Source organism: Lysinibacillus sp. NPDC093210, assembly GCF_044753985.1.
Taxonomy (GTDB): domain Bacteria; phylum Bacillota; class Bacilli; order Bacillales_A; family Planococcaceae; genus Lysinibacillus.
Map to the genome: position 1 here is coordinate 163371 of NZ_JBIVOE010000001.1, position 23673 is coordinate 187043.

Consider the following 23673-nt stretch of genomic DNA (forward strand, 5'->3'; position numbering starts at 1 on the left):
AAGGATAACCCCTTCCTACTCCAATATTATTTTATCATTCTATTATTCTGCTGCCTTTTTTTAAATCGATGATATTGCCATACTTGTAATAAACAAAAACCGATGAATGTACCCAATGGTCCAGAATAAGTTACTGGTCCTCTAATTAATATAAAACTCAAAATAAAACTAGCTGCATATAAAATAGAAAAAATAATAATTGACCATTTGTATTTTGTAAAATAAGCTTTAAAATTCATTGTTCTCTCCTATCCGTACCGTACTCTCGGAAATCTACCTTTCGTTAAATTAATTATTTAAGTATTTATCTTTGCTACCCTTCTAAGAAAAATCAAAAAATTTACTGAATGGTTATTTTATAATCAATTCAAAAAAGATTAAACCAAAGAACATACCCACTATCCATAACGCAATGTAAAGTAATTTCACTTTCATACTTTGTATATTAAAGACCCTGCCGGAATAACGATAAATCCAATACATAATAGGTAATATAAAAAGAAAACAAACCATATATTCTATTGAAAAACTAAATTGAAAATCTATATTCCTTTCAGAAATAAAAAATGTTAGGCCTCCTAAAACAAAACCAATTGTATAACTACTTAATAATAAATGAGTTATCGTTCTATTTTTTTCCATTCCCTACTCCACCCATATTTATTTTCATCTCCTGCAATAGAATTCCAGACTATAATCTCTACTTCCTCTATGTATAAATAGATTTCATCCACGCTTTCCATTAGGTTAATCGCAATTAAAAACTATATCACACTTTTAGTAAAAATATGATAATAAGAAATAAAAATAAATCAAAATGATTATCACATACAAAGATAATTTACAAATCACTGCCACATTCTCATTTATTTTCCGCATATTATTTCTAAAATAAATTTAAATAAAACAAAAACTACAACGAATTCATTAAATACATCAAACTAATTGTAAAAACAGGCACAATAAGGATGAATTTTTTTGTTGAAGCTTTTATAATAGAGTGAGTGAAGACAAAGAGGTGAACGATTTGTTAGATGGTTGGTTTTTATGGTTTATTTTATTTTGGGTAGTCGTCCTTATCTCGCTAATGGCAATTGGCGGATTTTTCATGTTCCGCAAATTTTTAAAGGCATTACCAAAACAGGATGGGAAATCGGATTTAGATTGGCAGGAATTTTATTTAGATAAAACGATTCATCTATGGGGACAACCTGAGAAGGAACTTCTTTATGAGCTCGTGAGCCCAGTACCTGAGTTATTTAGACAAGTTGCGAAAGAAAAAATCGCGGGTAAAATTGGGGAACTTGCTTTAGAAGAGAAAGCTAAAGCTATTGACAATGACTTAATCATTCGTGGCTATATTCAAGCTACACCTAAACGTGATCATAAGTTTTTACGCAAAAAATTAGATCAACTGCAAATTGATGTTTCCCCGTACGAGCATCTATTTGAATAAAAGAGAAAAAGTGTTAGATTGACTTCAATCAATCTAACACTTTTTTGCTATGGCGTTGATGTCCGCTAGGGCGGAAGCTTTCCACGTGCACATAGGAGTCACCGCCTTCGCTATCATCAACTAGTCTTCTCTGCTAATTTCCCGCTTATAATACTTTAAAGCAATGTCCCTGCTTTTTAATAAAGCGAACCTGAGTCAAATTATAAATATTGTATTATTTAAATAAATGATCTAACGCTTGATAATCTTGTTGGTAGCGTCCACCATCTGCTACTTCTGCATGATATAGCGCCTTTAATGCGTAATTTTTTTGCAAATCCATGTCTGCCATCAGCTCTTTTAGTCGATCATGTAATTCACGGTTTTCTTTTACTAGCTGCTGCATCTGTGGTTTAAAATATTTCATGTAACAAACTCCTCATTTTTTAACATGCTTCCTAGTATACCACGATTACTGTTGGCTTGTAGCAAAAGCACAACTTATTTCTTCGAAGTCGCTTTGACATAAAAAAACTACAACAGCACAAGTGCAAGTGTAGTTTTTCTCATTACATATTTTTGAGCGGAATTGTTTTTTTGATTTTTTTAAATTGAATAAGCATAGCAATTCGCCATGGGACTAGCATAGCAAATGCTAATATCCAAAACATGCCTGCTAACTCGCCGACATCTATTGAGCTACTTAATATCATTTTCGCCACAACACGGAATATTAACAGTCCAACTAAAATAAATACAAACGCTTTGGAACGTTTTAAATAAATATCCTGACCTTTTACTTCAAATTTAGAAGTAGCAATTAAAATTGTCGAGAACACTACGCCTACAGCAGCTGCTTCTAAAATTTGCATAGGTGGCACTCGAAATTGTGCAAATAAAAACATTAACGCACCTGAAGACATTGCAATCGGTGGAATAATAATTTTCTTCTCATTTGTAGGTTTTTTGGAAGCTCGCACACGTACTACCATAACGAAGCTACCCATTATAATGGCCATTATAGTCGAACCTATAACATAATAGTGAGAAGGGATATTGCTTAACATAAAAAATCCTCCTCTGATGTTAAATTAGCAATTTTGACCAACTAATTGGTCTGCTATAGCCCTTAATCTTTCCGGTTCGAAAGGCTTCGTTATAAAATCTTTCGCACCACTTTCAAGCGCTTCTACAATTAATTTCTGTTGACCTAAAGCAGTAATCATAACAATCTTTGCATTAGGAAATTCTGGGACGATTCTTTTTACAGCCGCAATACCTGTCATTACGGGCATGGTTACATCCATCGTTACAAGATCAGGTTGTAACTCTCGATACAGCTCTACAGCTTCCTTACCATTCACTGCATTGCCGACTACCTCGTAACCCCATTCATTAAACATATTACTGATTGTAACACGCATAAATAGCGTATCATCCACTACTAAAACTGTAGGCACGTATTCATCTCCCTCCACGTTAAAGTACGGTATGCCCTTAAGTTTAGCAGATTAGAAGCCAATAAATCCACCGAAAATAGGCTGTAATAGTCGTGTGATGTACGTTAAACCGTCGAAGAATAACAATATCCCTACAGCGATCATAATATAGCCGCCGACTTTTACGATTTTTTGACTATGGTTGCGAATCCAATTCATACGTGAAATAAAGAATGATAGCACAAAGAATGGTATCGCAAATCCTAAATAGTAAGCAAACATATAGCTAAACCCTGAAGAAGGATTTGCTCCAGCTAATGTAATGATGGACATTAAGATAGGTCCTGTACAAGGTGTCCACCCTGCTGCAAATGCAATACCGATTAAAATCGAACCTAAATAACCGGATGGCCGATTTTTAAATTGGAATTTCCGATCTTTCATTAAAAAATCAATTTGAAGTAATCCTACAATCATTAACCCAAAGATAACAATTAAAATAGCGCCGATTTGACGTAACAATGTTTGATAATTGAGGAAAAACTCTCTTGCTAAAGATGCGCCAAGGCCAATCATTATAAAAATAATTGAAAACCCTAGTAAAAAGAATAGCGTATGCAAAATAGCACGCTTTTGCATCATGCCTCGTTCAGATTTTAGCTCATCTAATGTCATTCCCGTTATGTATGATAAAAATGCAGGATACAGTGGGAGCGTACACGGTGAAATGAAGCTTAAAAAGCCTGCGCCAAACGCTAAAAATACGTTAATATCAGTTTCCATATTTTTTCATTCTCTCCTTACAGTTACTGCCTCCATCGTACCAAAAAACAATGGAAATTGCGCTCTTTTAGCTTGTGAACGTTTCATGACGAAAAACTACAAAAAACGGGAAATATCGATATGTTTACAAATGTACTTCTGAATTATGCTCTCAGAGCGTTTTTCTGTCAATGAAATTCACTATTATATTAGAAGTTAAAACAGTGTATTTATTACGAGTGAACGCTTTGCAGCAGTGCTCTACTCTACCCACCGCTCTACAAAACAAGCCCATGAAAAAAGACATTGAGAAATCCATTCTCAATGCCTTTCATTAAAACTATTCAATCCCCTTAAGGAATCATCCAAGCTAGGACATTACTTTGTAAGAATGTTAGTATACAAATAAATAACAGCAGCATAACACTATACTTTACCGCAAAACGTAGTAACTCCGATTCTCTACCGACAAGTCCAACCGCTGCTGCTGCTACTGCGATCGACTGTGGCGAAATCATTTTCCCTGTCACGCCCCCTGAGGCATTAGCAGCTAACGCTAGCACTGGTTCCATGCCAACAGATTCAGCTGTAACTTGCTGTAACTTGGCAAATAATACATTGGATGATGTATCAGATCCCGTAATAAAAACACCTAGCCAACCTAGTACAGGTGCGAAAAATGGGAACAGTGCGCCTGTTTTAGCTAACACCAATGCAAGTGTTGTCATCATCCCAGCAGTATTTGTGACATAAGCATATGCTACAACACTACAAATCGTCATAAGTGGAAACTTAATTTCATTTAACGTTTCAAAAAAAGTTTTACCCCATTCGTGCCAAGAAACGTTAAAAATAAATTTAGAAACGATTGCAGCTAATAATATCGCTGTGCCCGCTGCACCTAACAATTCTAGTTTATAAAATGCTGCTATTGGTTCCTCTGTAGTGCCATTTAATACTTGATTATGTAAAAGCGGTACTTCTGTTGTAAATGTCAAGGCTTGTCCTACTCCATTGATACCTTTTAAAATGACATTTGTACCTTCATAATTTCCAGTTAAAGCACTTTTGACTATCGGTATTCCCCAACAAGAAATAAAAGCAGTCAAAATGATAAATGGTGACCAAGACTTTAATATTGTGCCTCCACTATATGACTCTTTTGTTGCCGTTGCATCAGCGATTGCTTCACGTTCTGAAGCAAAGCGATAAATCGTTTTAGGTTGCCAAAATTTCATAAAAATAGCTAGTGCAAAGAGCGATACTAGTGCAGATAAAACATCGGGTAATTCAGGACCCAAAAAATTCGAGCTCAAAAATTGCGTCACCGCAAATGAAATACCTGACACTAAAATGGCTGGCATTACTTCCCAAGCTTTTTTAAAGCCAGTCATTATTAACACTAAAAAGAATGGAATAAATACTGCTAAAAAGGGTAATTGACGTCCTACCATTTTTGAAATTTCAAATGCTGCGATGCCTGTTGGTCCTTCCATTGCAGTAATCGGAACACCAATGGCACCGAATGCAACTGGTGCAGTATTGGCAATTAAACAAAGTCCTGCAGCATACAACGGGTTAAAACCAAGCCCTACTAATAACGCAGCAGAAATAGCAACCGGTGCCCCAAAACCGGCAGCTCCTTCTAAGAAGGCTCCAAATGAAAACGCTACGAGTAATGCTTGAATACGTCGGTCTTCCGTAATGGATAAGACAGATTGACGAATTATATTAAAATTCCCTGTTTTTACGGTGATATTGTATAAGAAAACAGATGTTATGATAATCCACCCGATTGGTAATAGTCCATAGACAGCCCCCTGTGTAGCGGACATTATCGCTGTCCCTACTGGCAATTTAAAAGCAATAGTAGCCAAAATTAAAGAAACAAGCAAAGTCGTTACACCTGCCATATAGCCTTTCATTTTTTTAATTGCTAACGCCCAGAAAAAATAAAGAATAGGAATAACTGCGACAATTGCAGACCAAGTCAAACTTCCCCCAACAGCTGTAAAATTTTGTGTAAATGTCAAATTACATACCCCCAAATAAAAATTTCTCGCAAATGAATGACTGTAAGCAACAACAAACCACATTTTTATTCGTTGCCTGAGTTGCAGACCAATTAGCTACATGCTCATACCTACGCATTGTCAAAACCTTTGTAGAAACTTCAAATGAAGTTATCCCTTTAGCAAACACCTACAAATTAGTACAAAACTATTCGTTTAACTTTCCTAAGCCCTCCTAACATTAATAGATTAGGTCATCTGATGACTATATGATAAAATTATATTAACTATTTTTTAAAAATTCAATATTTTTTCATAATTCTTTTATGCTTATTGAATTAGACATTATGCAAAGCTTTCATGAATGGGCAATCTAAACTAATCACTTTAAACAGTGAGTAAAAATCTATTCATCATGTATAATAAAATTGTAATGTAGAGCAATCGATCGAGATGAATGAGGTGTAGCTCCTTGGAATTAAAGAAAATTAAACAAAAAAAAATATATGAGGAAGTATCTGAAATGCTCTATGAAAAAATTCGAGCTGGTGAACTGAAGCCCGGAGATCGTCTTGATTCAGTAGAGCAACTTGCTGAGCAATTACAAGTTAGTAGATCTGCCATAAGAGAGGCATTATCCGCCCTAAAAGCAATGGGCTTAATCGAAATTAAACAAGGATCTGGGACTTTTGTAAAAAGCACTTCTTCCCAAAAGCTTGATTTCCCATTTTCAACACTAACTTTAACAAATAAAAAAGATATCTCTCATTTATTAAAAGTACGGAAAATTATTGAAGTGGGTGCTGCGGCAAGCGCTGCCATCCATCGTACAGAAGAAGATTTACAAACAATGCTTCGTATTTTAGATGACATGAAACTTGCACAAGGTGATGGTGAGCTAGGTGAAAAAGCAGACTTTCAATTTCACGCAGCAATTTCAGAAGCCTCTCAAAATCCCCTACTGGCAACAATTTTAGACCAAGTATCTGGTTTAATGATTGATACGATGAAAGAAACACGCCGTATTTGGATGTATTCGAAAAAGACAACAAGTGAAAAATTATATGATGAGCATATGCAAATCTTTCTAGCTATTAAGCAACAAAACGAAGAGCTAGCGAAGCATGCGATGTCCTCTCATTTAAGCAACGTCGAGGAAGTTTTAATGCAATACTTCGAAACGAGTCATTAAGTAAATGTAGCTGCCTTTGTAACATGGGCAGCTACTATTTTTTTGAAAATTTGCAATTAACACTTTCAACAATCCAGAAGGTTGTAGTATTATTAAACCAATCTATTTACATATCAAGTCATCTGATGACCAGTTGATTAATCGTTTGAATAGGAAATTATCACATAAGGAGTGATGTGCATGAAAGTAACACTGTTTGCGACTTGTTTAGTCGATATGTTTCAAGGTGATGTAGGAAAAGCTGTCGTTGAAGTATTAGAGAGACTCGGCTGTGACATCGACTTTCCAGAAAATCAAATTTGCTGTGGACAGCCTGCCTACAATAGCGGTTACGTCCAAGAATCCAAAAATGCTATGAAAAAAATGATTACAGCTTTTGAACATGCAGAGTATGTCGTCTCCCCTTCTGGCTCTTGTGCCTATATGTTTAAAGAATATCCTGAAGTATTTAAAGGAGATCCTATATGGGAACATAAAGCGCAGGCTTTAGCAGAAAAAACATACGAATTTACTGAATTTATTGTGAATGTTTTACAAGTTGAAGATGTAGGTGCCCATTTAGAGGGTAAGGCAACGTTTCACACTTCTTGCCATATGACCAGACTGCTTGGTGTGAAAGAAGCACCTATCAAATTATTAGGGCATGTTAAAGGTTTACAATACGTGGAGCTCCCTGGAAAAGAACGCTGTTGTGGTTTTGGTGGCACATTTTCAGTAAAAATGGGGAATATTTCTGGAGAAATGGTTAGTGAAAAAGTACAAAATGTGGAAGAAACAGAAGCAGATATTTTAATTGGTGCGGACGCTGGCTGTTTAATCAATATCGGCGGTCGAATTGATCGACAAGGGAAACCAATTAAAGTCATGCATATTGCGGAAGTGCTAAACTGCCGTTAAATTGCATTTAGAGGAGGATAATCGAATGGCAATGAAAACAAGCGATAATAGGTTTAACCAGCGAGTAACGAAAGAGCTAGAAAATACTTTTATGCGTGGGGCAGTATCAAGCGCTCAAGAACGCTTTCAAACACGTCGTTTACAACAAGCAGATGAGCTTGGGCACTGGGAAGAATGGCGTTCCCATGGTGAGGAAATTCGACAACATGTACTTGCCAATTTAGATTATTACTTATATCAGCTTAGTGAAAATGTTGCAAAACGTGGTGGACATGTGTATTTCGCTAAAACTGCTGAAGAAGCAACTACTTATATCCAACAGATTGCAATAGAGAAACAAGCAAAGAAAATTGTTAAATCTAAATCAATGGTAACGGAAGAAATTAATTTAAACCCTGCTCTCGAACAACTAGGCTGTGAAGTTATTGAAACAGACCTTGGTGAATATATTTTGCAGGTTGGTGATCATGAACCACCCTCTCATATCGTCGTGCCAGCATTGCATAAAAATAAAGAACAAATTCGTGATATTTTTAAAGAAAAACAAGGCTATGACAAAACAGAAAAACCGGAAGAACTGGCACTTTATGTTCGTGAAAAACTACGAAACGAGTACTTAACAGCAGATATCGGTATTACAGGCTGTAACTTTGCTATCGCAGAAAGCGGCTCAATTACGCTCGTTACAAATGAAGGTAATGCTGACTTAGTAACTGCTTTACCTAAAACACAAATTACAGTGATGGGAATGGAACGTATTGTTCCTACATTCGAGGAAATGGAAGTACTTGTCAGTTTGTTAACAAGAAGTGCAGTTGGGCAAAAGCTGACAAGTTATATTACAACGTTAACAGGTATAAGAGATGAGGACGATACAGACGGGCCTGAGGAATTCCATTTAGTTATCGTCGACAATGGCCGTTCGAATATTTTAGGTGGTGAATTCCAGCCTATATTGCAATGCATTCGCTGTGCAGCATGTATCAACGCATGCCCTGTATACCGTCATGTTGGTGGCCATACGTATGGTTCGATTTACTCTGGGCCAGTCGGTGTTGTACTATCACCACTTTTGGGAGGGTATGATGATTTTAAAGAGTTACCATATGCTTCTACTTTATGCGGTGCTTGCACAGATGCTTGCCCTGTCAAAATCCCATTGCATCAACTGATACATCGGCACCGTCAGGTCATCGTTGAAAATGAAGGGAAGGCTCCAGTTTCTGAAAAACTTCTCATGAAAGCGTTCGGCTTAGGTGCTTCCTCCCCTACTTTATATAAAATGGCGACGAAAATGGCATCACCAGCGATGTCACCATTTACAAAGGATAATAAAATTTCAAGCGGTCCTGGGCCATTAAAAGCATGGACCGAAGCGCGGGATTTCCCTGCACCGAATAAGGAAAACTTCCGAAGCTGGTTTAACAATCGTACTAAAGGAGGGTCTGAATAATGGCAGGAAGCATTCTAAATAGAGATGCATTTTTATCTAATATCGCCAATCAACTCGGACGAGCACCAAAAACAGAATTAACTAAGCCGATTTGGCAATATCAGCCACAGGACCGCGTCTTAAAAGATGCTACAAAGGAAGAATTAGTAGCCGTCTTAGCGGAGCAATGTAAAAATATTAATACAAATATGCTTATAACCAATACCGCTAAACTTGCAGCTGATTTACAAGCAGTCGTTGATAACTACGGTGGTCGCTCTGTCATCACATGGCAAGACGAACGCTTTGAACACTTTGGATTATCACATATGATGCATACTCAATGGCCACAAACAAATATTCAACTTTATGTATGGAATGAGACACAGTCAAAGGAAAACATTCGACAAGCAGAAAAAGCAAACATCGGTATAACAATTAGTGAGATGACATTAGCCGAATCTGGTACCGCCGTGCTATTTAGCGATAAGCATAAAGGGAGATCGGTTAGCTTTTTACCCGAAAAGTCGATTATTTTAATTCCTAAAAGTACAATTGTTCCACGAATTACCCAAGCAGCTCGATGGATTAGCAAAAAAGTTCAAAATGGTGAACATATTGCTTCCTGTATTAATTTTATTACGGGTCCAAGTAATTCCGCAGATATCGAAATGATTCCTGTCGTTGGTGTCCACGGCCCTATTAAAGCAACATATATCGTTATTGAGGATCAATAATCGTAGCACAGGCATGCATCTGAAACTATGCATGCCTGTTGTTATGGTGAAATTTGTATTATTGTAAGGTACAACAAGCATTAACGCTGGGAAAACCTCTCGCTACGCTCATAAAACCCTTATAATGGCCAGTAAATCCATACCTATCGCCAGGTAAACCTTCGTTATCGTCAGTAAACCCCCGTTACCGCTGATAGAATACATCTTTTGGGTAATTAATTTGCTACTCTCTCTGTCATCGTCGTTTCATCGTAAAATTCTGGGTGAGCTTCTTTTAAGACAGCTGTGCGTAGTAATACAAGCGTCATTACAACTATAATCGCACTTGTGACAAGTAAAATACCGGTTGCTGGTAATATATCGTACAAAATGCCATAAACGAGCATACCAATTGGCATCATAGACATAGCCATAGTTTCCATGAGTCCAAATACACGTCCTCGGTATTCCTCAGATATAAGCTTTTGCATAAATACACCTAGAGGCATATTCACGCCCATTTCAAAAATTGCAAAAATGAAGTAGAGCACAATATAAAAGACAACAATCATCGAATATGAAAAATTCGTAACTAAAGGGATAACCGCAAATGTTAAGCTACTTGAAAGCAATAATAAACTAAATTTAGAAAAACGAAGTGGCACTTTAATTTCGCCACGTGTTGCAAAATAGATGGAAGCTACTAGCATGCCAAGTGCACCTGCCGCTTCAACAAAACCAAAATGTGTAGGTTCGACCTTGAGTAATTCGATTATCACGTACGTTCCACCGACTACGATTGCTGAGAAAAATAAATTAATCCACAATGATAGCCACATCACAACTTTAATAACTTTGTGTTGCTTAATGTAGCTAAAGCCACTAACAAGCCCTTTCCATATCTTTTCAGTTTTAACATCGTCCCCTCTTGTACTGTACAAATTAAAATTCATCGTTGCCTCTAAGCAAAAAGCAATCGCATAGGCGATCATATGCACAATTAAAAAAACTTCCATTGAGAAAAATCCGTACATCATCCCACCGATAACCGGTCCTCCAACTGCTGCAACAGACATTGACATTTGGTTAAATGACATTGCGCGCTGTAAACGTTCTGGATTTACGAGTGTAGCAATAGCTGAGCTAAAGGTTACACCTGAAAATGCAGAACAGAGTGTATAAAAAACTGTTGTCACATAAATCGCATTAACCGACATACCAAACGTCTCTGTATAAAGCAGTAACCCAGCCATCGTCAAAATCGTTCCAGCCTGTGCTAATAAAATCGTTCGTTTTTTAGAATAATTATCTGCTACATAACCCGCTAATGGTGCAACGAGTGCTCGAGGCAATATGGAACAAATCATGTTTGTGGCAAAGCTTGTGGCAGAACCAGTCATCGCTAAAATATACAAACTAATACCAAAGGACAACACATGTGATCCTAACATTGCAATCATTTTACTTGCCGTAAAGGTCCACAAATGATAGGTCGCCTTTTTATATTTTGCTGCTTCATCCATCGAAAAAAACCCCTCCATATTTTAGTTAAATTTAAAAGTTTAATTTTATTAAACAAAATATACCACATCATTTGCTTTTCTTGCAACAAAAAGTTTAATATAATTAAACAAGCTAAATTTTCGGGATTTTTCCTAGCACTCTCAGTTGTTTTGGGTAAATGTATAGACTTTGCGAAGAATAGTTATTATTGTTAATAGTGTAGAAAGGAGGCGAGGCAGTGGACTCTTTAGGCATGAGGATTCGCAAATTACGAAAAGAACGAAAATTAACATTAGAGGCACTTGCTGCCGATCGTCTAACAAAAGGTATGCTAAGTCAAATAGAAAATGATAAAGCGAAACCTTCTATGGAAAGCTTAGATTATATTGCGGAACGTCTTGGTGTGAAAGCAAGCGAATTGCTCGAACAAGTGACATCATCTGATATCCGTCAACTTTTGGAGCAAGTAGAAATTATGTTTGCCGAGGTAAAGTTTGGCGATGTGGACAACCATCAGCAAATCGTTGATATCATTCACCCATACATAGACGATTTACCTCTTAGCTATGAAGCTGGGCGTTTATTATATATTTATGCGAATGCGCAATATGTGGCAGGTTTAACGACATGGGAACCACCGCTTCAACAAGCACGCCGAATATTTAAAGAAATCAATTTGTGGAGTCATTGGTTCAAAACCTACATGCTCCAGCTTGGCATTTTATCAGAAAATCGCTTATATGACGAAGCTTATCGATGTATTTTACAAGTGAAAGAGGAAGTTGCCCGCGAAAACTATCAGCTAGATTCACGTGATACGGGGAAATTGGCTTATTATATTAGTATTTTTCAGCTAGCCATTGGTGAGCATGAGGCGGGTAAAAAATTAATTAACGAAACGATTGAACATGCCCATCAAAACCAATTGTTTTATCATATCGATGATTTATACCGCATTGGTTCCTATTGCGCCATGATTGATGGTGATTTCGAGCAGGCTGACCAAATGATGATGAAATTGGAGCAGTATCGTATTTTTGTTGAACAAGATGATGTCGACGCCTTTATATACGTCTTAAAAGCCCATTATTATAACAATTATACACATGAGTATGAAAAGGCATTAGTTGAAATTGAACATTTTAATGCGCTTACAGATTCAACAAAACTAAATAATAACTTTTATTATGCTGAAAAGGGAAAATCATTGTATTTACTTGGTCGTTATTCAGAATCACTTGCAGCATTTAATTACTTTACAGAAATACCCATTTTAGTTTCACACCCTTATGATTTGCTAAGTATGAATGAATGTTTCTCCTATAAAGCGCTATGCTACGCACAGTTTGGCGAGCTAACAACGGCTTACGAAATTGCCAAAAAAGCATATATTGATTCGAAAGATTTAATCGACCTACCTTATAAGCAAAAAATTGAGGAAACGTATTTTACGATTAAAGCACAAATCGATTCTTAAAGGAACCGTAGAAGCTGTTGATTTCCGCCACGTGCGGATGTTTTCCGCGGGCACAACGTAAGCCGCCCCCTCGCTAACGCACGGTTTGTTGCGTCTGACATTCTATGCGTTCCCTGCTGGAGTCACAGCCTTACGCTCCAATCAACTGAAAGAATTTTTATTTTTTGACCAAGGACAAAAACATCTAACTGCTTGATGCTTGTCTACATGCTGAAAGGACTTGTAGAAAACTCTACAAGTCCTTTTCGTTACGCAGATTTATGATGTGCTTTTCTAATTTCTATAATTTTTGAACCTGAGAACAATAATAAGGCTACCCATATAATACTGAATGCCAGTAGTTCAACTTGACTGAATGGTTCTTTATAAAGTACCACGCCCAAAATTAAAACAATAGTTGGCGCTACATATTGTATAAAGCCTAATAGGTAAAGTGGAATATTTTGAGCACCTTTAGCAAATAAAACTAAAGGCACAGCTGTCACAATACCGCTTACAATCATTAATACATCTGTGTGGGTATTCACATGTAAGAAAGATGCTTGGCTTGTTGAAAATAAATAGACGTAATAGCCTAACGCAAATGGAAGAATAAACATGGTTTCAATGGCTAAACCCCTTGTTGCATCAAGGGTAATTTTCTTTTTTAGTACCCCATAAATAGCGAAAGTTAGGGCAATTAAAATTGCCACCCAAGGTACTGTACCATAATTTACAGTGAGTATGATAACCGCAATAAACGCAATGGCTGTAGCAACCCATTGTGCGCGACTCAATGTCTCTTTAAAGAAGACAACACCAAAAATGACCGACAATAGTGGATTAATATAATAGCCAAGGCTTGTCTCAATCAAATGTTCATGAGTTACAGCCCAAATATATAAATACCAATTCATTGAAATGACAAAAGAAGCACAAGCTAACTGCCAAAAAATCTTCTGGTGTGTCCATAAATATTTTAAATCAGCTAATAAATCTTTGCGCATACCGAAAATAACGACGGCTAGTACTGTAAAGACGAAGGACCATATTACACGCCCTAATAAAATTTCCATACTTGGCACATGCTCAAGTAGTTTCCAGTAAAGTGGGAAGGCCCCCCAAATGGCATAGGCAAAAAACGCTGCCAATACCCCTTTTTTTTCATTTGACATTGTCTTTAATTCTCCTACTCTTCTTAAATCAATTATGACACTCTCGTAATTTCACAAGTTCGACGCTTATTCATAATGTGAAAGAATAGACTAATTATAGGACTTTGACTGGCAACTGTAAATGCACAATTTTACTATGAACATATTGTTTATTGCTAAAACACCTGACATTACGCTTTATTTTCGCTTTCCAGCTCAGAAATATATTTTCGCACCATACTATAACTAATATCCGGATTAATTTGACGCTTAATGCGAATATGAATTTCTTTTATGCCTACCCCCTGCTCCCGCATATCTCGAATCATCGATTTTAAAGGACCTGAGAGAGATTCCCTAGACAGAGCCGTGTATTTACTAAGCTCAATCAGCAAGTCGGTATTTTGTCGGCGGAGCTCCTTCAGCTCGTCGACGGCACAATTATACTCCGTTAGCTTTTTTTGTAACACTGCATTTTGTTGTATCAATTTTTGCATGTCCTCAGTAAGCTTAGTATTTTGTTTTTTTAAATTTTTCCGCTCTTGCTCCAATACAAGTTGCTTCTCATCTAAATCAATATGCATGGCATTAAACAATTGTTCAATATGCATTAATTCTTTATAGCGACTTTGCGTTAACATCATAAGTGTTTCTGTCGTCTTGACAGCAAGTGTGCCATCTTGCATTTTTTCACATGATAATGCAGATAAATCCATTTTGTTCGTCATTTTTTTCTCACTCCATTACTAAATTGTTCGTGTAATGGGATTGCTTTGTTTAACATCCTTCAGCTTCCTTTTATATGATAATCATTCTCATTTATCTTATCATAATGAGAAAAGTCATTTTTGTCAAAATAAAAAAGCTCCCTTTTAAATGCAAGGAGCTCTAGCTTAAAACAAACCCTATTTTCACCTAAATATTTGAAAACAAAGATATTAAGATACAAGCATATTTTACCAATTACAGCTACCTAAATTTCTTGGCTACCTAATCAACATATATTTTTGCAATATACGGACTATGAAAATCAAAATATTTCATGTTGTTTTATACCATTTTAATTACCAATCACTAATTTAGTATGATTTACCTTCAGTAGTTCAGAGTTTTTTCATTTTATTTGTTGAACAAAAACATTCGCGCTACCACAACAGGCATCAAATTTTTTCTTTCATCATAAATAATCCACTATAATGTATAGCCGCTTTTCTAAATCAATCATTTGTAAACCAATATCATCGTCTTAATAGTTTATTTCAATATACTCAGCTAATTCACTGCATATTGACTGATGTTGCTTGTGAATTTTTTACCGAATTATTTAATTCTACTAGTGACCTGAAAATTAGGGTTGTTGTGTCAATATAATCTTTCTTCACTAGTAGAGTTTAAAAGACTTGTATACTTCCCTTTATTAGATTGTAATATAAGGCTATGGTATCTATTTTTATTTCAACGGGAACTTCAGTACAATTTATTGATATTAAACTTACATATAATAAACTTGTTTCACCTTTTAACGACAATGGTAATCCCATTTCCTCCATGGTACCAATTCATTATCATTATTTTTTATATCAATAACAGCAACTACTTTTAATATCTTCTTTGATTCCCTGTCAGACATATTATTACATAATAATCGTCGAATTCCAAAAAACAAAAAATTTATATATATACTCCACAAGAAGGATAATTACGATATTTTATACAATATATTACACATAATTTTCAATAGTTTTTCTTAAGGAGGGCTAACGTTGATTAAAATTTTAGTTGTAGATGATCATAACTTAGTTGGTGAGGGCACAAAATTATTACTAGAGCAAGAAAAGGATTTTAATGTTACTTTTATTAATTCTAGTAAAAAAGCGCTAGAAATTTTATTAACACATACATTTGATGTATTTATATTTGATTTAAACATGCCAGAATTAAACGGCCAAGAACTTGCAAAAGAAGTTTCGAAAATCTCCCCTACATCTAGCATTATTATTTATACTGGGTATGATATTGAACCACACTTCAATATGTTAGTCTCTTCAGGTGTTTCAAGTTTTGTCGATAAAGTTGCATCAAAAGAAACACTTATTGCGGCAATCAGAACAAGTTTAGAAGGTAACTCAATGATGCCAATAAATTTACTACAGCAATTAAAAATCCCAGATAATAGTTTAAATATTTTAGAGGGTTACCACCTATTAAAAAAATATAATCTTAGCAAAAATGAAGTTGAAACTCTTAAGCTTGTTATGGCAGAAAAGACAAATAAAGAGATAGCAGCAGAATTATTTATTAGCCTTCGAACTGTAGAATACCGATTAACAAATATTTTCAAGAAATTAAATGTTAATTCAAGAATCAAGGCAATCAAAAAAATAGAGGAAATAGCAAAGCTAACAAAATAGAAAAAAACCTTACAAAACCGTAAATCAATTCTGGTAACACCGAAATTAATTTGCGGTTTTTTTGAGGTTTCTTTACGGTATATAAAGTTAATTTCATAAGTTAATCTATAAATAGACCTCCAAACAGAGGTAACATATGACAGGTGAAATTATGGAAACCTCGTAGGTTGCTAACTTACAATTGGTTAATTATTTTTCCTATCATAAAACTATAAAAAATGAAAGGAGTGAGAGATTATGAATAAGTTACAATCTGCTCAAGTTAAAAACTATGGTGATTTCTTAGCAGTTACTCTTTCTAAGAAAAGCAAGCCAGGTGATGGTAAATTTGGACGCGGGAGAAAAGGAGGAAAAAAAGGTTAATAAACAGTGTAATTCTGAAAATGGACTGGAGGAAGCCTTAAACATATGGTAAAGCTCGGATTCCAATACGGTATTTCCCCGTTTATTCCTTATTTAGGTGAAAAATTCTACTATGATTTATTATGGTCTGATACAGAATTTGAGTTACCAGAATTTTTTACAGTTGAACATATGAAACGTGAGAAGCAAATTATTAAAGAAGACTATTTAAATTATCGAAAAAGTAAGGCTCTCAGGTATTGGGGTAAAAGATATCATTATGATTTTCTTTGGCCTCGAGCAAGATATATGGATTCTGTTGGTATAACACTACCAACCTATCATCCATTTTTAGATAGACGAATTATTGAATTTTCTTTCTCAGTTCCTCCTGAACAGCATTTCGACATCATACAAGGGAAAATAGAAAAGTATGCTGGGTCGAAAATGCTATTACGTAAAGCATATATTGATATTTTGCCTTCATACATGTACAATCGCATATCAAAAACGACATATGCACATATGGCAAGAAAAAGTTTTTTTAATGAACGTAAACAAATTCTGCAGTTATTTGATAAAAGGAAAAATTCACAAGTAGTTGAACTCGGTATTATTAAAAGAGATGTATTTTGGAAACATTTACTTGCTATGGCTATTCGTTCGGAAGATCCAAATAATGATTTAGGCATGGGCTATCAATATATGAGAGCCGTTATCGATTTAGAGATTTGGCTACAAGAGATGAAAAAAGGAAAAGAATATGTGCTCGAACGCTCCCGTCCTAATAAACCCCGTCTATTAGGTGAAATCGAGACTTTAAATTTGTGAGAGGAAAAGTGTTTTTTACTCACTTAGTTAGATAATATACTCCAATAAAGGTGAAAAACATGGTACATAAACAGAAATATCGATGCGAAGATAATCAGAATTATCTAAAAAGTGCCGGAGAAACATTTATACTACTTCTTAATATGGTTTGGAAATCCGGACCTCTTCTAACACTCTGCATAGTTATTTTTATTGTAGTGGATGCCATCATCCCTATCATTCAATTATATTTTTCAAAAAAAATAATCGATGGTATTGTTGAACCAAATGAATTATCACATACAGAGTTGTGGGCTATTGCTTATGCCGTCAGTTTACTAATTCTAAGTATAGTAAAATCTTTAGAATCATGGGTAAAAACCTTACTAGCCGAACGCTCCATGATTACCGTTAATAGTTTTTTACTTGATGCTTTTGATCGTATTCCAGGGATGCGTTTCTTCGAAGACCGCCAGTATAGAGATCGGCTTGAAACATTACGGGACCACGCTACTTGGTTACCTTTCCAATTAATTAGTATTAGTGCAAATTTCATTACTGCAATACTTTCGTCGATTGGAATCATTTTAGTTATCGTCTATTTTTCACCAGTGCTAGCTTTACTACTTATTCTGTCCACTGGTCCGTTTGCTATTGTACAAAATCGTTACAACGAGATGGAATGGGAATATGCTAAAGAGTATGCACTGTTAAGAAGGAAAATGGATTATACCCGAAGTTTATTACTTGGCAGACGTTCGGCAAAGGAAGTCCGCTTATTTGGTTTAGGTAATTTCTTTAAAAACATGTATATATCAACTTTTGAACATCTATATAGTGTCTTTAGTAGAATTCAGATAAAAGGTTCTTATAGCACTGTGTTAACAAGTTTTTTATCAGGGGTCGGAACTGGCATTGGATACTTTTGGATATTAATGAAGACCGGTTCCGGCATTATATCAATTGGCGATTTTGCTCTGTACTTAGGGGCGGTATTTCAATTATCTGTTGCTATGAGGGATATTGCTAAAGAAGGCGCGGATACGATTGATTTATGGAGAATGGGAAAAGATTTTATTCTTTTTATGAAAGCTGAAAAGGATATCGAACTTTCTTCTAAACCAGTACCTATTGCTAGTGAAGGTGCCCTATCAATTGAATTCAGAGATGTTTGTTTTCGCTATCCATATCAAGAATCAGCTCAGGTTGACGGACACTATCATCCATCTGTGGAAGACTTAGAAGAAACAGAAGACGAAGATTTCTATGATGAACCTGTTTGGGATGACAACTTAAAGGAATATGAATATGAAAAGAATATTCAAAAGAATATATTAGACACCGATAAAGAATCTTTCAAGGTTGAGAAGAATTCTGGTTATGTTTTAGATCATATTAATTTCTCAGTCTCTCCAGGAGAAAAAGTCGCAATTGTAGGTGCTAACGGTTCTGGAAAAACAACACTTATCAAATTACTTTGCCGATTTTATGAATTTAATCAAGGTGAAATTAAGGTAAACGGAATTGATATTCGCAATCTCGATTTAGACGAACTAAGAAAGCAAATCTCAGTGGTATTCCAAGAGTTTGGGCGATATGAAATGTCAATAAGGGAAAACATTGCTCTTGGTGATTTAAACGCCCTGCATAATGAAGATAAAATCAAATATGCAGTACACTCAGCAAAATTGGAAACAACTATTGCTGAATTAACCGAAAACCTTGATACAATGGTTGGTCCAGAATGGGGAGGTATTGACTTTTCAGGAGGACAATGGCAAAGAATTGCCTTAGCTAGAGCGCTTATGAGACAGGCTGGATTAGTAATTTTGGACGAACCATCTGCTGCTTTGGATATAAGAGCAGAATATGATATATTCCAACAGTTTAAGAAGCTTACACACGAAAAAACAGTTATAATGATTTCACATCGCTTCAGTACTGTGAGGATGGCTGACCGTATACTTGTACTGAAGAATGGAAAGATAGTGGAAGAAGGAAGCCATGAAAATCTTCTCAAAAAGAATGGGGAATATGCAAAAATGTTCCGCCTACAAGCTAAATCTTTTCAAGGGAAGGATGAGTCCCTTTGCTAAAAATTAAACGGACTGTTTTAAAATTAAACGAAACTACTTCTGTAATTTTATATGGTTTAAACTTATTCTGGCAATGTGACAAACTTAAAACATGCGCCCTATTCTTCATGATATTATTAGAATCTTTGCTTGGTCCAATACTTATTTTGTTAAGTGCTAAGATTATTGATGAAATTACACTTACTCCCTTTAATTTATTCTCTTGGAGCACGTTAACATGGATGGCTCTAATGTATATTGCCTTTACATTAATAATAGACGCTCTTCAACCATTAGTTGAGTTGCAAAAGAGGCTGTTTACCTTTAAACTTCAAACTCATATTGATAGATTACTCATCACTAAGGCTATTTCCATTCCAGATATCGCTCCTTTTGAACAAGCATCTTACCATACCAAAACTCAAATTATCCGTTATAATGAGTATTTTGTTAATATGTGGATTACCATTGTATCTCAATTTTTAAGTGGTGTTGCTTTGATTATTGCTGGAAGTACATTAATCGGAATGTTTGCACCGTGGGCACCGATTTTATTACTTTTCTTATCTATTCCTAAAATGTATTTAGAAGCAAAAATTAATAATTTGACTTTTGAGGGACGTGAAGAGATTCAAGAGCTAAGGCGACGTGCAGAATATTATCTATGTACGCCTCTTATGCCTGAAACTGCAGGCGAGATGAAATTATTTAATCTTGTCCCCTTCTTCAAGTCCCGTTATAGTCGTACTGCCAAACATTTATTACAAACTATTTCAAACGATCAAAAAAAGCTGACTCTGCATCAATTTTTTTGGTCCCTTCTACAGTCTCTGGTTGCTGGTGGTATTTTAATTTATATTGTGAGGCAAGCTCTTCAAGGTCAGTTATCCTCTGGAGATATACTACTTTTTATTGGAGCAATCATTCAATTCAATGAAGGTACAACTGAATTATTTGCAGTATTTGCAATTGGACCTAGAGAAACTAGACATTTAAGAAAGATAGTTTCTTTCTTAACAAGCGAAAACAATATAAAATCTGGAAATACTTTGCTTGGTGATTCTATGAACAAAGGATATGAACTTAATAAAATAACATTTAGCTATAATGGTAAACAGGAAGTATTAAAGATTGAGGATTTACAAATTCCAAAAGGTAAAATAACAGTATTAGTTGGTGAAAATGGATCGGGTAAAAGTACTATTATTAAGTTGCTTCTACGATATTTCGATCCAAATGAAGGAATAATATACTTCAATACCTTACCATTAAGTTGTTATGATATTGAGAATTTTAGGTTAAATTCAACAGCAGTCTTTCAAGATTTTCTACGATATGAAATGGACTTGAAGTCAAATATTGGAGTAGGCAAAATTTTTAAGTTTAATGACTTAGTGAGTATTGAAAAGGCTGCTTCTCTTGGAGGTGCTAATCAATTTTTGCATAAGCTCGAACATAAGTATGAAACTGAACTTGGAAGGCTATTTGGAGGAAGAAATCTATCAGGGGGCGAATGGCAGCGTGTTGCACTATCTCGTGCTTTTATGAGAGATAATTCAGCAAATCTACTAATTTTTGATGAGCCTACATCTGCATTAGATGTTTTTATTGAAGAAGAGATATTCGAAACATTACGTAAATTAACTTATGGAAAAACTGTAGTTATTGTTTCACATCGATTAAGCACCGCCCGCTTTGCTGATAACATTATCTTTTTAGAAAAAGGAAAGGTAATAGAGACCGGTACTCATGATGAATTAATAAAAAAACAGGCACACTATGCCGAGTTGTACAAGTTACAAGCTCAAAAATATCAATAATAGGATAGTAAAATTGAAAATGAGATGAAGGTTTTTAGTAAAAAAGATATTGAAACGAAGAAGCATTTGAACTATTCCTTTCACTGAACAAGACTACAATCCCCACTTCACCACAGGTTGCCAAATTGGCTTTAATCAGGTTCGAGCAGATTATACAGCGATGAGTGAATTGCCAAAAGAAGCAAGAGAACAAGCAGCACGATATTTAGGTTTTTAGAAATGATTACTCCTTCCTAAAAACCTAAATTTATCCTTCGAACAAATTTAAAAATAAAAATGTGATTCATTTACACAAAATATTAAGACTCGCCTCAATCGTGTAACTAAAAAGAAATTTATAAGATAATACTCTATTAGCAAATATCAACATACATTTGCTGGAGAAATAAGTTTCACTACTAACCGATTTGAGCAAATAATCGAACAATTATAGATTCCTCTTATATTTGAAACATCACTCACCTTTTTTGTTTTATTTCGTTTGTATAAGAAGGCACTTTTACATTTTTCAATAAAGGTTGTTCTGAATTTGCTCATTAATATTTTCCTTACTCAATCCTCCGTGGTAACAAACTACGGAATCAATGTCTAAGTTTATATATTTCTTTAAAGATTGTTGTGCAACCTTTATATCCAATGTCGTTGGAACATGAATTCCCTCCAGTTTGCCGTTTACACTATACATCGAATCCCCAGCAACAAGCGTTTTACTTTGTTTCAAATATAAGCTGATATGGCCAGGTGTATGCCCTGGCGTGTGGACAATATAAATTCCTCCGCAATAAGGCAATTCTTGACCATCTTTTAAAGTGTCATTCACTATTCCCTTAGGTGGTCTTTCTATGTGTCCATCTTTCAAAAGAGGTAAATCTCCCTGAATATAAGGCTTATCTAGTGCATGCGCATAAACCTTAATATTACTTCCACAAGCCTGCAATATTTCAGGGAGGCTGCCAATATGATCTATATCCTGATGTGTTAAAATGACAACTTTTAGTTTATCGAACGACACCCCTATCTTCTCCATTGCTACGCGCAAATCTTCAATTTGTCCAGGGAATCCAGTGTCGATTAAAACAGCCATGCCCTGATCCCATAAAATTGTTGGATAAATGATGATTCCATTAAATTCAAGTTCTAGAATTTCAACACCCTTTGAAACTTCCATAAACTTAGTTCTCCTTTATCTTTGTATTTAAAAATAAGATTGCAATAATTCTTAAACAACCAAGTTAATTTTGAATATCCTTAAGAACAGTCCCTTTACGCCAAAGCAAATCCCGCAATGTTTCAAAATTGACTAAAACCGTTCCTACAATAATCGTCACAGTACCTATGACTGTTAGCCAAGAAATATATTCATGATAAAAAAGTACACCTAATATAACAGCAATTAATGGTGAGATATATAGCCATGTAGAAGGAAAAATAGGATTTGTCCGTGAGACAAGCCAATAATACATGCTATGACCAATCATTGAGCCAACAATCGTTAAATAAAGAAGAGAGCCCATTGAAGCTGAGCTTACAAGATAATCAAGCTGAATGTTCTCGGTAAAAAGGGATAAAACGATTAATAAAATCCCACCATGCATCATTTGCGCTGCATTTAAAGCAATCGGTGATGTCGTATCATATTTTTGAACAACATTCTTCGTATAAATCGTTCCCACTGCATAAAAAACTTCTCCAACTATAATGGCAAAACAACCGACCATCCAGAAAGAACTTATTTCAATTGAAAAACTAGGTAAAATTAAAAACGTGACACCAATGACTCCGACAACACAGCCAATGAATGAGTTGCGATTTCCTTTTTGCTTTAGTATGAATGACTGAATAATGATAATCATCATCGGACCTGTAGCAGACAAAACTGCTGCAATGCCTGATGTCACATATTGTTCTGCCCAGTATAATGCGGCAAACGTGCCAAAGGTTAAACCCACCCCTGTAAAAAACATCTCTTTCCGAAAGAATATCCCTATTGTCGTTTTTCTTCGCCAAACCATAAAACTAAATAGCAGCAAGCCAGCAATGAAAAAACGAAGTCCAGCTGATAAAAATGGAGGAACGCCTGCATCCACCCCAATTTTAATCGCTAAAAATGTCGTTCCAAAAATCAAACACATAAAGAAATAATTAATCAAAACCATAGCAAACTCCTCCTCTGTTTCTATCATAAAAGATAGCGGATAGAACAGATTGAAAAAGATA

Annotated in this window: 23 protein-coding genes; 11 read left to right on the forward strand and 12 right to left on the reverse strand. The window is 35.4% G+C overall.

The window, feature by feature from the left end; all coding sequences use genetic code 11:
• Positions 1-26: 26 nt before the first annotated feature.
• Together ACIP9C_RS00800 and ACIP9C_RS00805 are read right to left on the reverse strand one after the other, a co-directional pair.
• Positions 27-239 carry a hypothetical protein gene (locus ACIP9C_RS00800; RefSeq protein ID WP_401007728.1) on the reverse strand — a complete coding sequence of 71 codons (213 nt, stop codon included), beginning with the start codon at positions 237-239 and terminating at the stop codon, positions 27-29.
• A 112-nt stretch (positions 240-351) separates the two neighbouring features.
• Positions 352-642 carry a hypothetical protein gene (locus ACIP9C_RS00805; RefSeq protein WP_401007729.1) on the reverse strand — a complete coding sequence of 97 codons (291 nt, stop codon included), beginning with the start codon at positions 640-642 and terminating at the stop codon, positions 352-354.
• Between the two features lie 385 nt (positions 643-1027).
• Between ACIP9C_RS00805 and ACIP9C_RS00810 the strand changes: the two genes are divergently transcribed.
• A complete protein-coding gene (locus ACIP9C_RS00810) occupies positions 1028-1456 on the forward strand; it encodes a DUF2621 domain-containing protein (RefSeq protein WP_172771918.1) in 429 nt (142 codons plus the stop codon).
• A 214-nt stretch (positions 1457-1670) separates the two neighbouring features.
• Here ACIP9C_RS00810 and ACIP9C_RS00815 read toward each other — a convergent pair whose 3' ends face one another.
• The 5 genes from ACIP9C_RS00815 to ACIP9C_RS00835 form a co-directional block, all read right to left on the reverse strand.
• Positions 1671-1862 carry a hypothetical protein gene (locus tag ACIP9C_RS00815; RefSeq protein ID WP_340824768.1) on the reverse strand — a complete coding sequence of 64 codons (192 nt, stop codon included), beginning with the start codon at positions 1860-1862 and terminating at the stop codon, positions 1671-1673.
• A gap of 142 nt (positions 1863-2004) precedes the next feature.
• Positions 2005-2502, reverse strand: coding sequence for a CcdC family protein (locus ACIP9C_RS00820; RefSeq protein ID WP_401007731.1), 498 nt, complete (start codon positions 2500-2502; stop codon positions 2005-2007).
• A gap of 24 nt (positions 2503-2526) precedes the next feature.
• Complete coding sequence (locus ACIP9C_RS00825; RefSeq protein ID WP_401007733.1) at positions 2527-2913, reverse strand: response regulator; 387 nt, start codon at positions 2911-2913, stop codon at positions 2527-2529.
• A 33-nt stretch (positions 2914-2946) separates the two neighbouring features.
• Complete coding sequence (locus ACIP9C_RS00830; protein ID WP_340824771.1) at positions 2947-3657, reverse strand: cytochrome c biogenesis CcdA family protein; 711 nt, start codon at positions 3655-3657, stop codon at positions 2947-2949.
• Positions 3658-3989: 332 nt separating this feature from the next.
• Positions 3990-5669: an L-lactate permease gene (locus ACIP9C_RS00835; RefSeq protein WP_401007736.1), complete on the reverse strand. Its 1680-nt coding sequence runs from the start codon at positions 5667-5669 to the stop codon at positions 3990-3992.
• A 451-nt stretch (positions 5670-6120) separates the two neighbouring features.
• Here ACIP9C_RS00835 and ACIP9C_RS00840 point away from each other — a divergent pair, with 451 nt between their 5' ends.
• The 4 genes from ACIP9C_RS00840 to ACIP9C_RS00855 all read left to right on the forward strand — a co-directional run bounded on the left by ACIP9C_RS00840 (position 6121) and on the right by ACIP9C_RS00855 (position 9906).
• Positions 6121-6840, forward strand: coding sequence for a FadR/GntR family transcriptional regulator (locus tag ACIP9C_RS00840; protein ID WP_401007738.1), 720 nt, complete (start codon positions 6121-6123; stop codon positions 6838-6840).
• A gap of 180 nt (positions 6841-7020) precedes the next feature.
• On the forward strand, positions 7021-7737 hold the full coding sequence (locus ACIP9C_RS00845; protein WP_401007739.1) for a (Fe-S)-binding protein: 717 nt from the start codon (positions 7021-7023) through the stop codon (positions 7735-7737).
• Between the two features lie 25 nt (positions 7738-7762).
• Positions 7763-9190 (forward strand): LutB/LldF family L-lactate oxidation iron-sulfur protein, encoded by a 1428-nt coding sequence (locus ACIP9C_RS00850; RefSeq protein ID WP_401007740.1) that lies wholly within the window; start codon positions 7763-7765, stop codon positions 9188-9190.
• Entirely contained in the window at positions 9190-9906 is a 717-nt protein-coding gene (locus ACIP9C_RS00855; RefSeq protein ID WP_401007742.1) for a LutC/YkgG family protein, read from the forward strand. Before ACIP9C_RS00850 ends, ACIP9C_RS00855 begins: the two co-directional genes overlap by 1 nt.
• A gap of 215 nt (positions 9907-10121) precedes the next feature.
• On the opposite strand, the gene ACIP9C_RS00860 is transcribed toward ACIP9C_RS00855, so the two are convergent.
• Positions 10122-11408 carry an MFS transporter gene (locus tag ACIP9C_RS00860; protein WP_401007745.1) on the reverse strand — a complete coding sequence of 429 codons (1287 nt, stop codon included), beginning with the start codon at positions 11406-11408 and terminating at the stop codon, positions 10122-10124.
• 218 nt (positions 11409-11626) lie between these two features.
• On the opposite strand from ACIP9C_RS00860, the gene ACIP9C_RS00865 reads away from it, so the two are divergent.
• Positions 11627-12865 (forward strand): helix-turn-helix domain-containing protein, encoded by a 1239-nt coding sequence (locus ACIP9C_RS00865; protein WP_401007747.1) that lies wholly within the window; start codon positions 11627-11629, stop codon positions 12863-12865.
• A gap of 248 nt (positions 12866-13113) precedes the next feature.
• On the opposite strand, the gene rarD is transcribed toward ACIP9C_RS00865, so the two are convergent.
• Both rarD and ACIP9C_RS00875 read right to left on the reverse strand, forming a co-directional pair.
• Positions 13114-14019 carry an EamA family transporter RarD gene (rarD, locus tag ACIP9C_RS00870; RefSeq protein ID WP_401007749.1) on the reverse strand — a complete coding sequence of 302 codons (906 nt, stop codon included), beginning with the start codon at positions 14017-14019 and terminating at the stop codon, positions 13114-13116.
• Positions 14020-14189: 170 nt separating this feature from the next.
• Positions 14190-14726, reverse strand: coding sequence for a hypothetical protein (locus ACIP9C_RS00875; protein ID WP_401007750.1), 537 nt, complete (start codon positions 14724-14726; stop codon positions 14190-14192).
• 1035 nt (positions 14727-15761) lie between these two features.
• On the opposite strand from ACIP9C_RS00875, the gene ACIP9C_RS00880 reads away from it, so the two are divergent.
• From ACIP9C_RS00880 to ACIP9C_RS00900, 5 genes are all read left to right on the forward strand, one after another.
• A complete protein-coding gene (locus ACIP9C_RS00880) occupies positions 15762-16409 on the forward strand; it encodes a response regulator (protein ID WP_401007752.1) in 648 nt (215 codons plus the stop codon).
• A 237-nt stretch (positions 16410-16646) separates the two neighbouring features.
• Positions 16647-16772, forward strand: a complete 126-nt coding sequence (locus tag ACIP9C_RS00885) for a lariocidin family lasso peptide (RefSeq protein ID WP_255639718.1) — start codon at positions 16647-16649, stop codon at positions 16770-16772.
• Positions 16773-16817: 45 nt separating this feature from the next.
• Entirely contained in the window at positions 16818-17582 is a 765-nt protein-coding gene (locus ACIP9C_RS00890; RefSeq protein WP_401007755.1) for an asparagine synthase-related protein, read from the forward strand.
• 59 nt (positions 17583-17641) lie between these two features.
• Complete coding sequence (locus ACIP9C_RS00895; protein ID WP_401007757.1) at positions 17642-19657, forward strand: ABC transporter ATP-binding protein; 2016 nt, start codon at positions 17642-17644, stop codon at positions 19655-19657.
• Positions 19651-21456, forward strand: coding sequence for an ABC transporter ATP-binding protein (locus tag ACIP9C_RS00900; protein ID WP_401007759.1), 1806 nt, complete (start codon positions 19651-19653; stop codon positions 21454-21456). The genes ACIP9C_RS00895 and ACIP9C_RS00900 overlap by 7 nt, the downstream gene beginning before the upstream one ends.
• Before the next feature lie 508 nt (positions 21457-21964).
• On the opposite strand, the gene ACIP9C_RS00905 is transcribed toward ACIP9C_RS00900, so the two are convergent.
• Both ACIP9C_RS00905 and ACIP9C_RS00910 read right to left on the reverse strand, forming a co-directional pair.
• Positions 21965-22624, reverse strand: coding sequence for an MBL fold metallo-hydrolase (locus tag ACIP9C_RS00905; RefSeq protein ID WP_401007761.1), 660 nt, complete (start codon positions 22622-22624; stop codon positions 21965-21967).
• Between the two features lie 64 nt (positions 22625-22688).
• Positions 22689-23612: a DMT family transporter gene (locus ACIP9C_RS00910; RefSeq protein ID WP_401007763.1), complete on the reverse strand. Its 924-nt coding sequence runs from the start codon at positions 23610-23612 to the stop codon at positions 22689-22691.
• Positions 23613-23673: the final 61 nt, after the last annotated feature.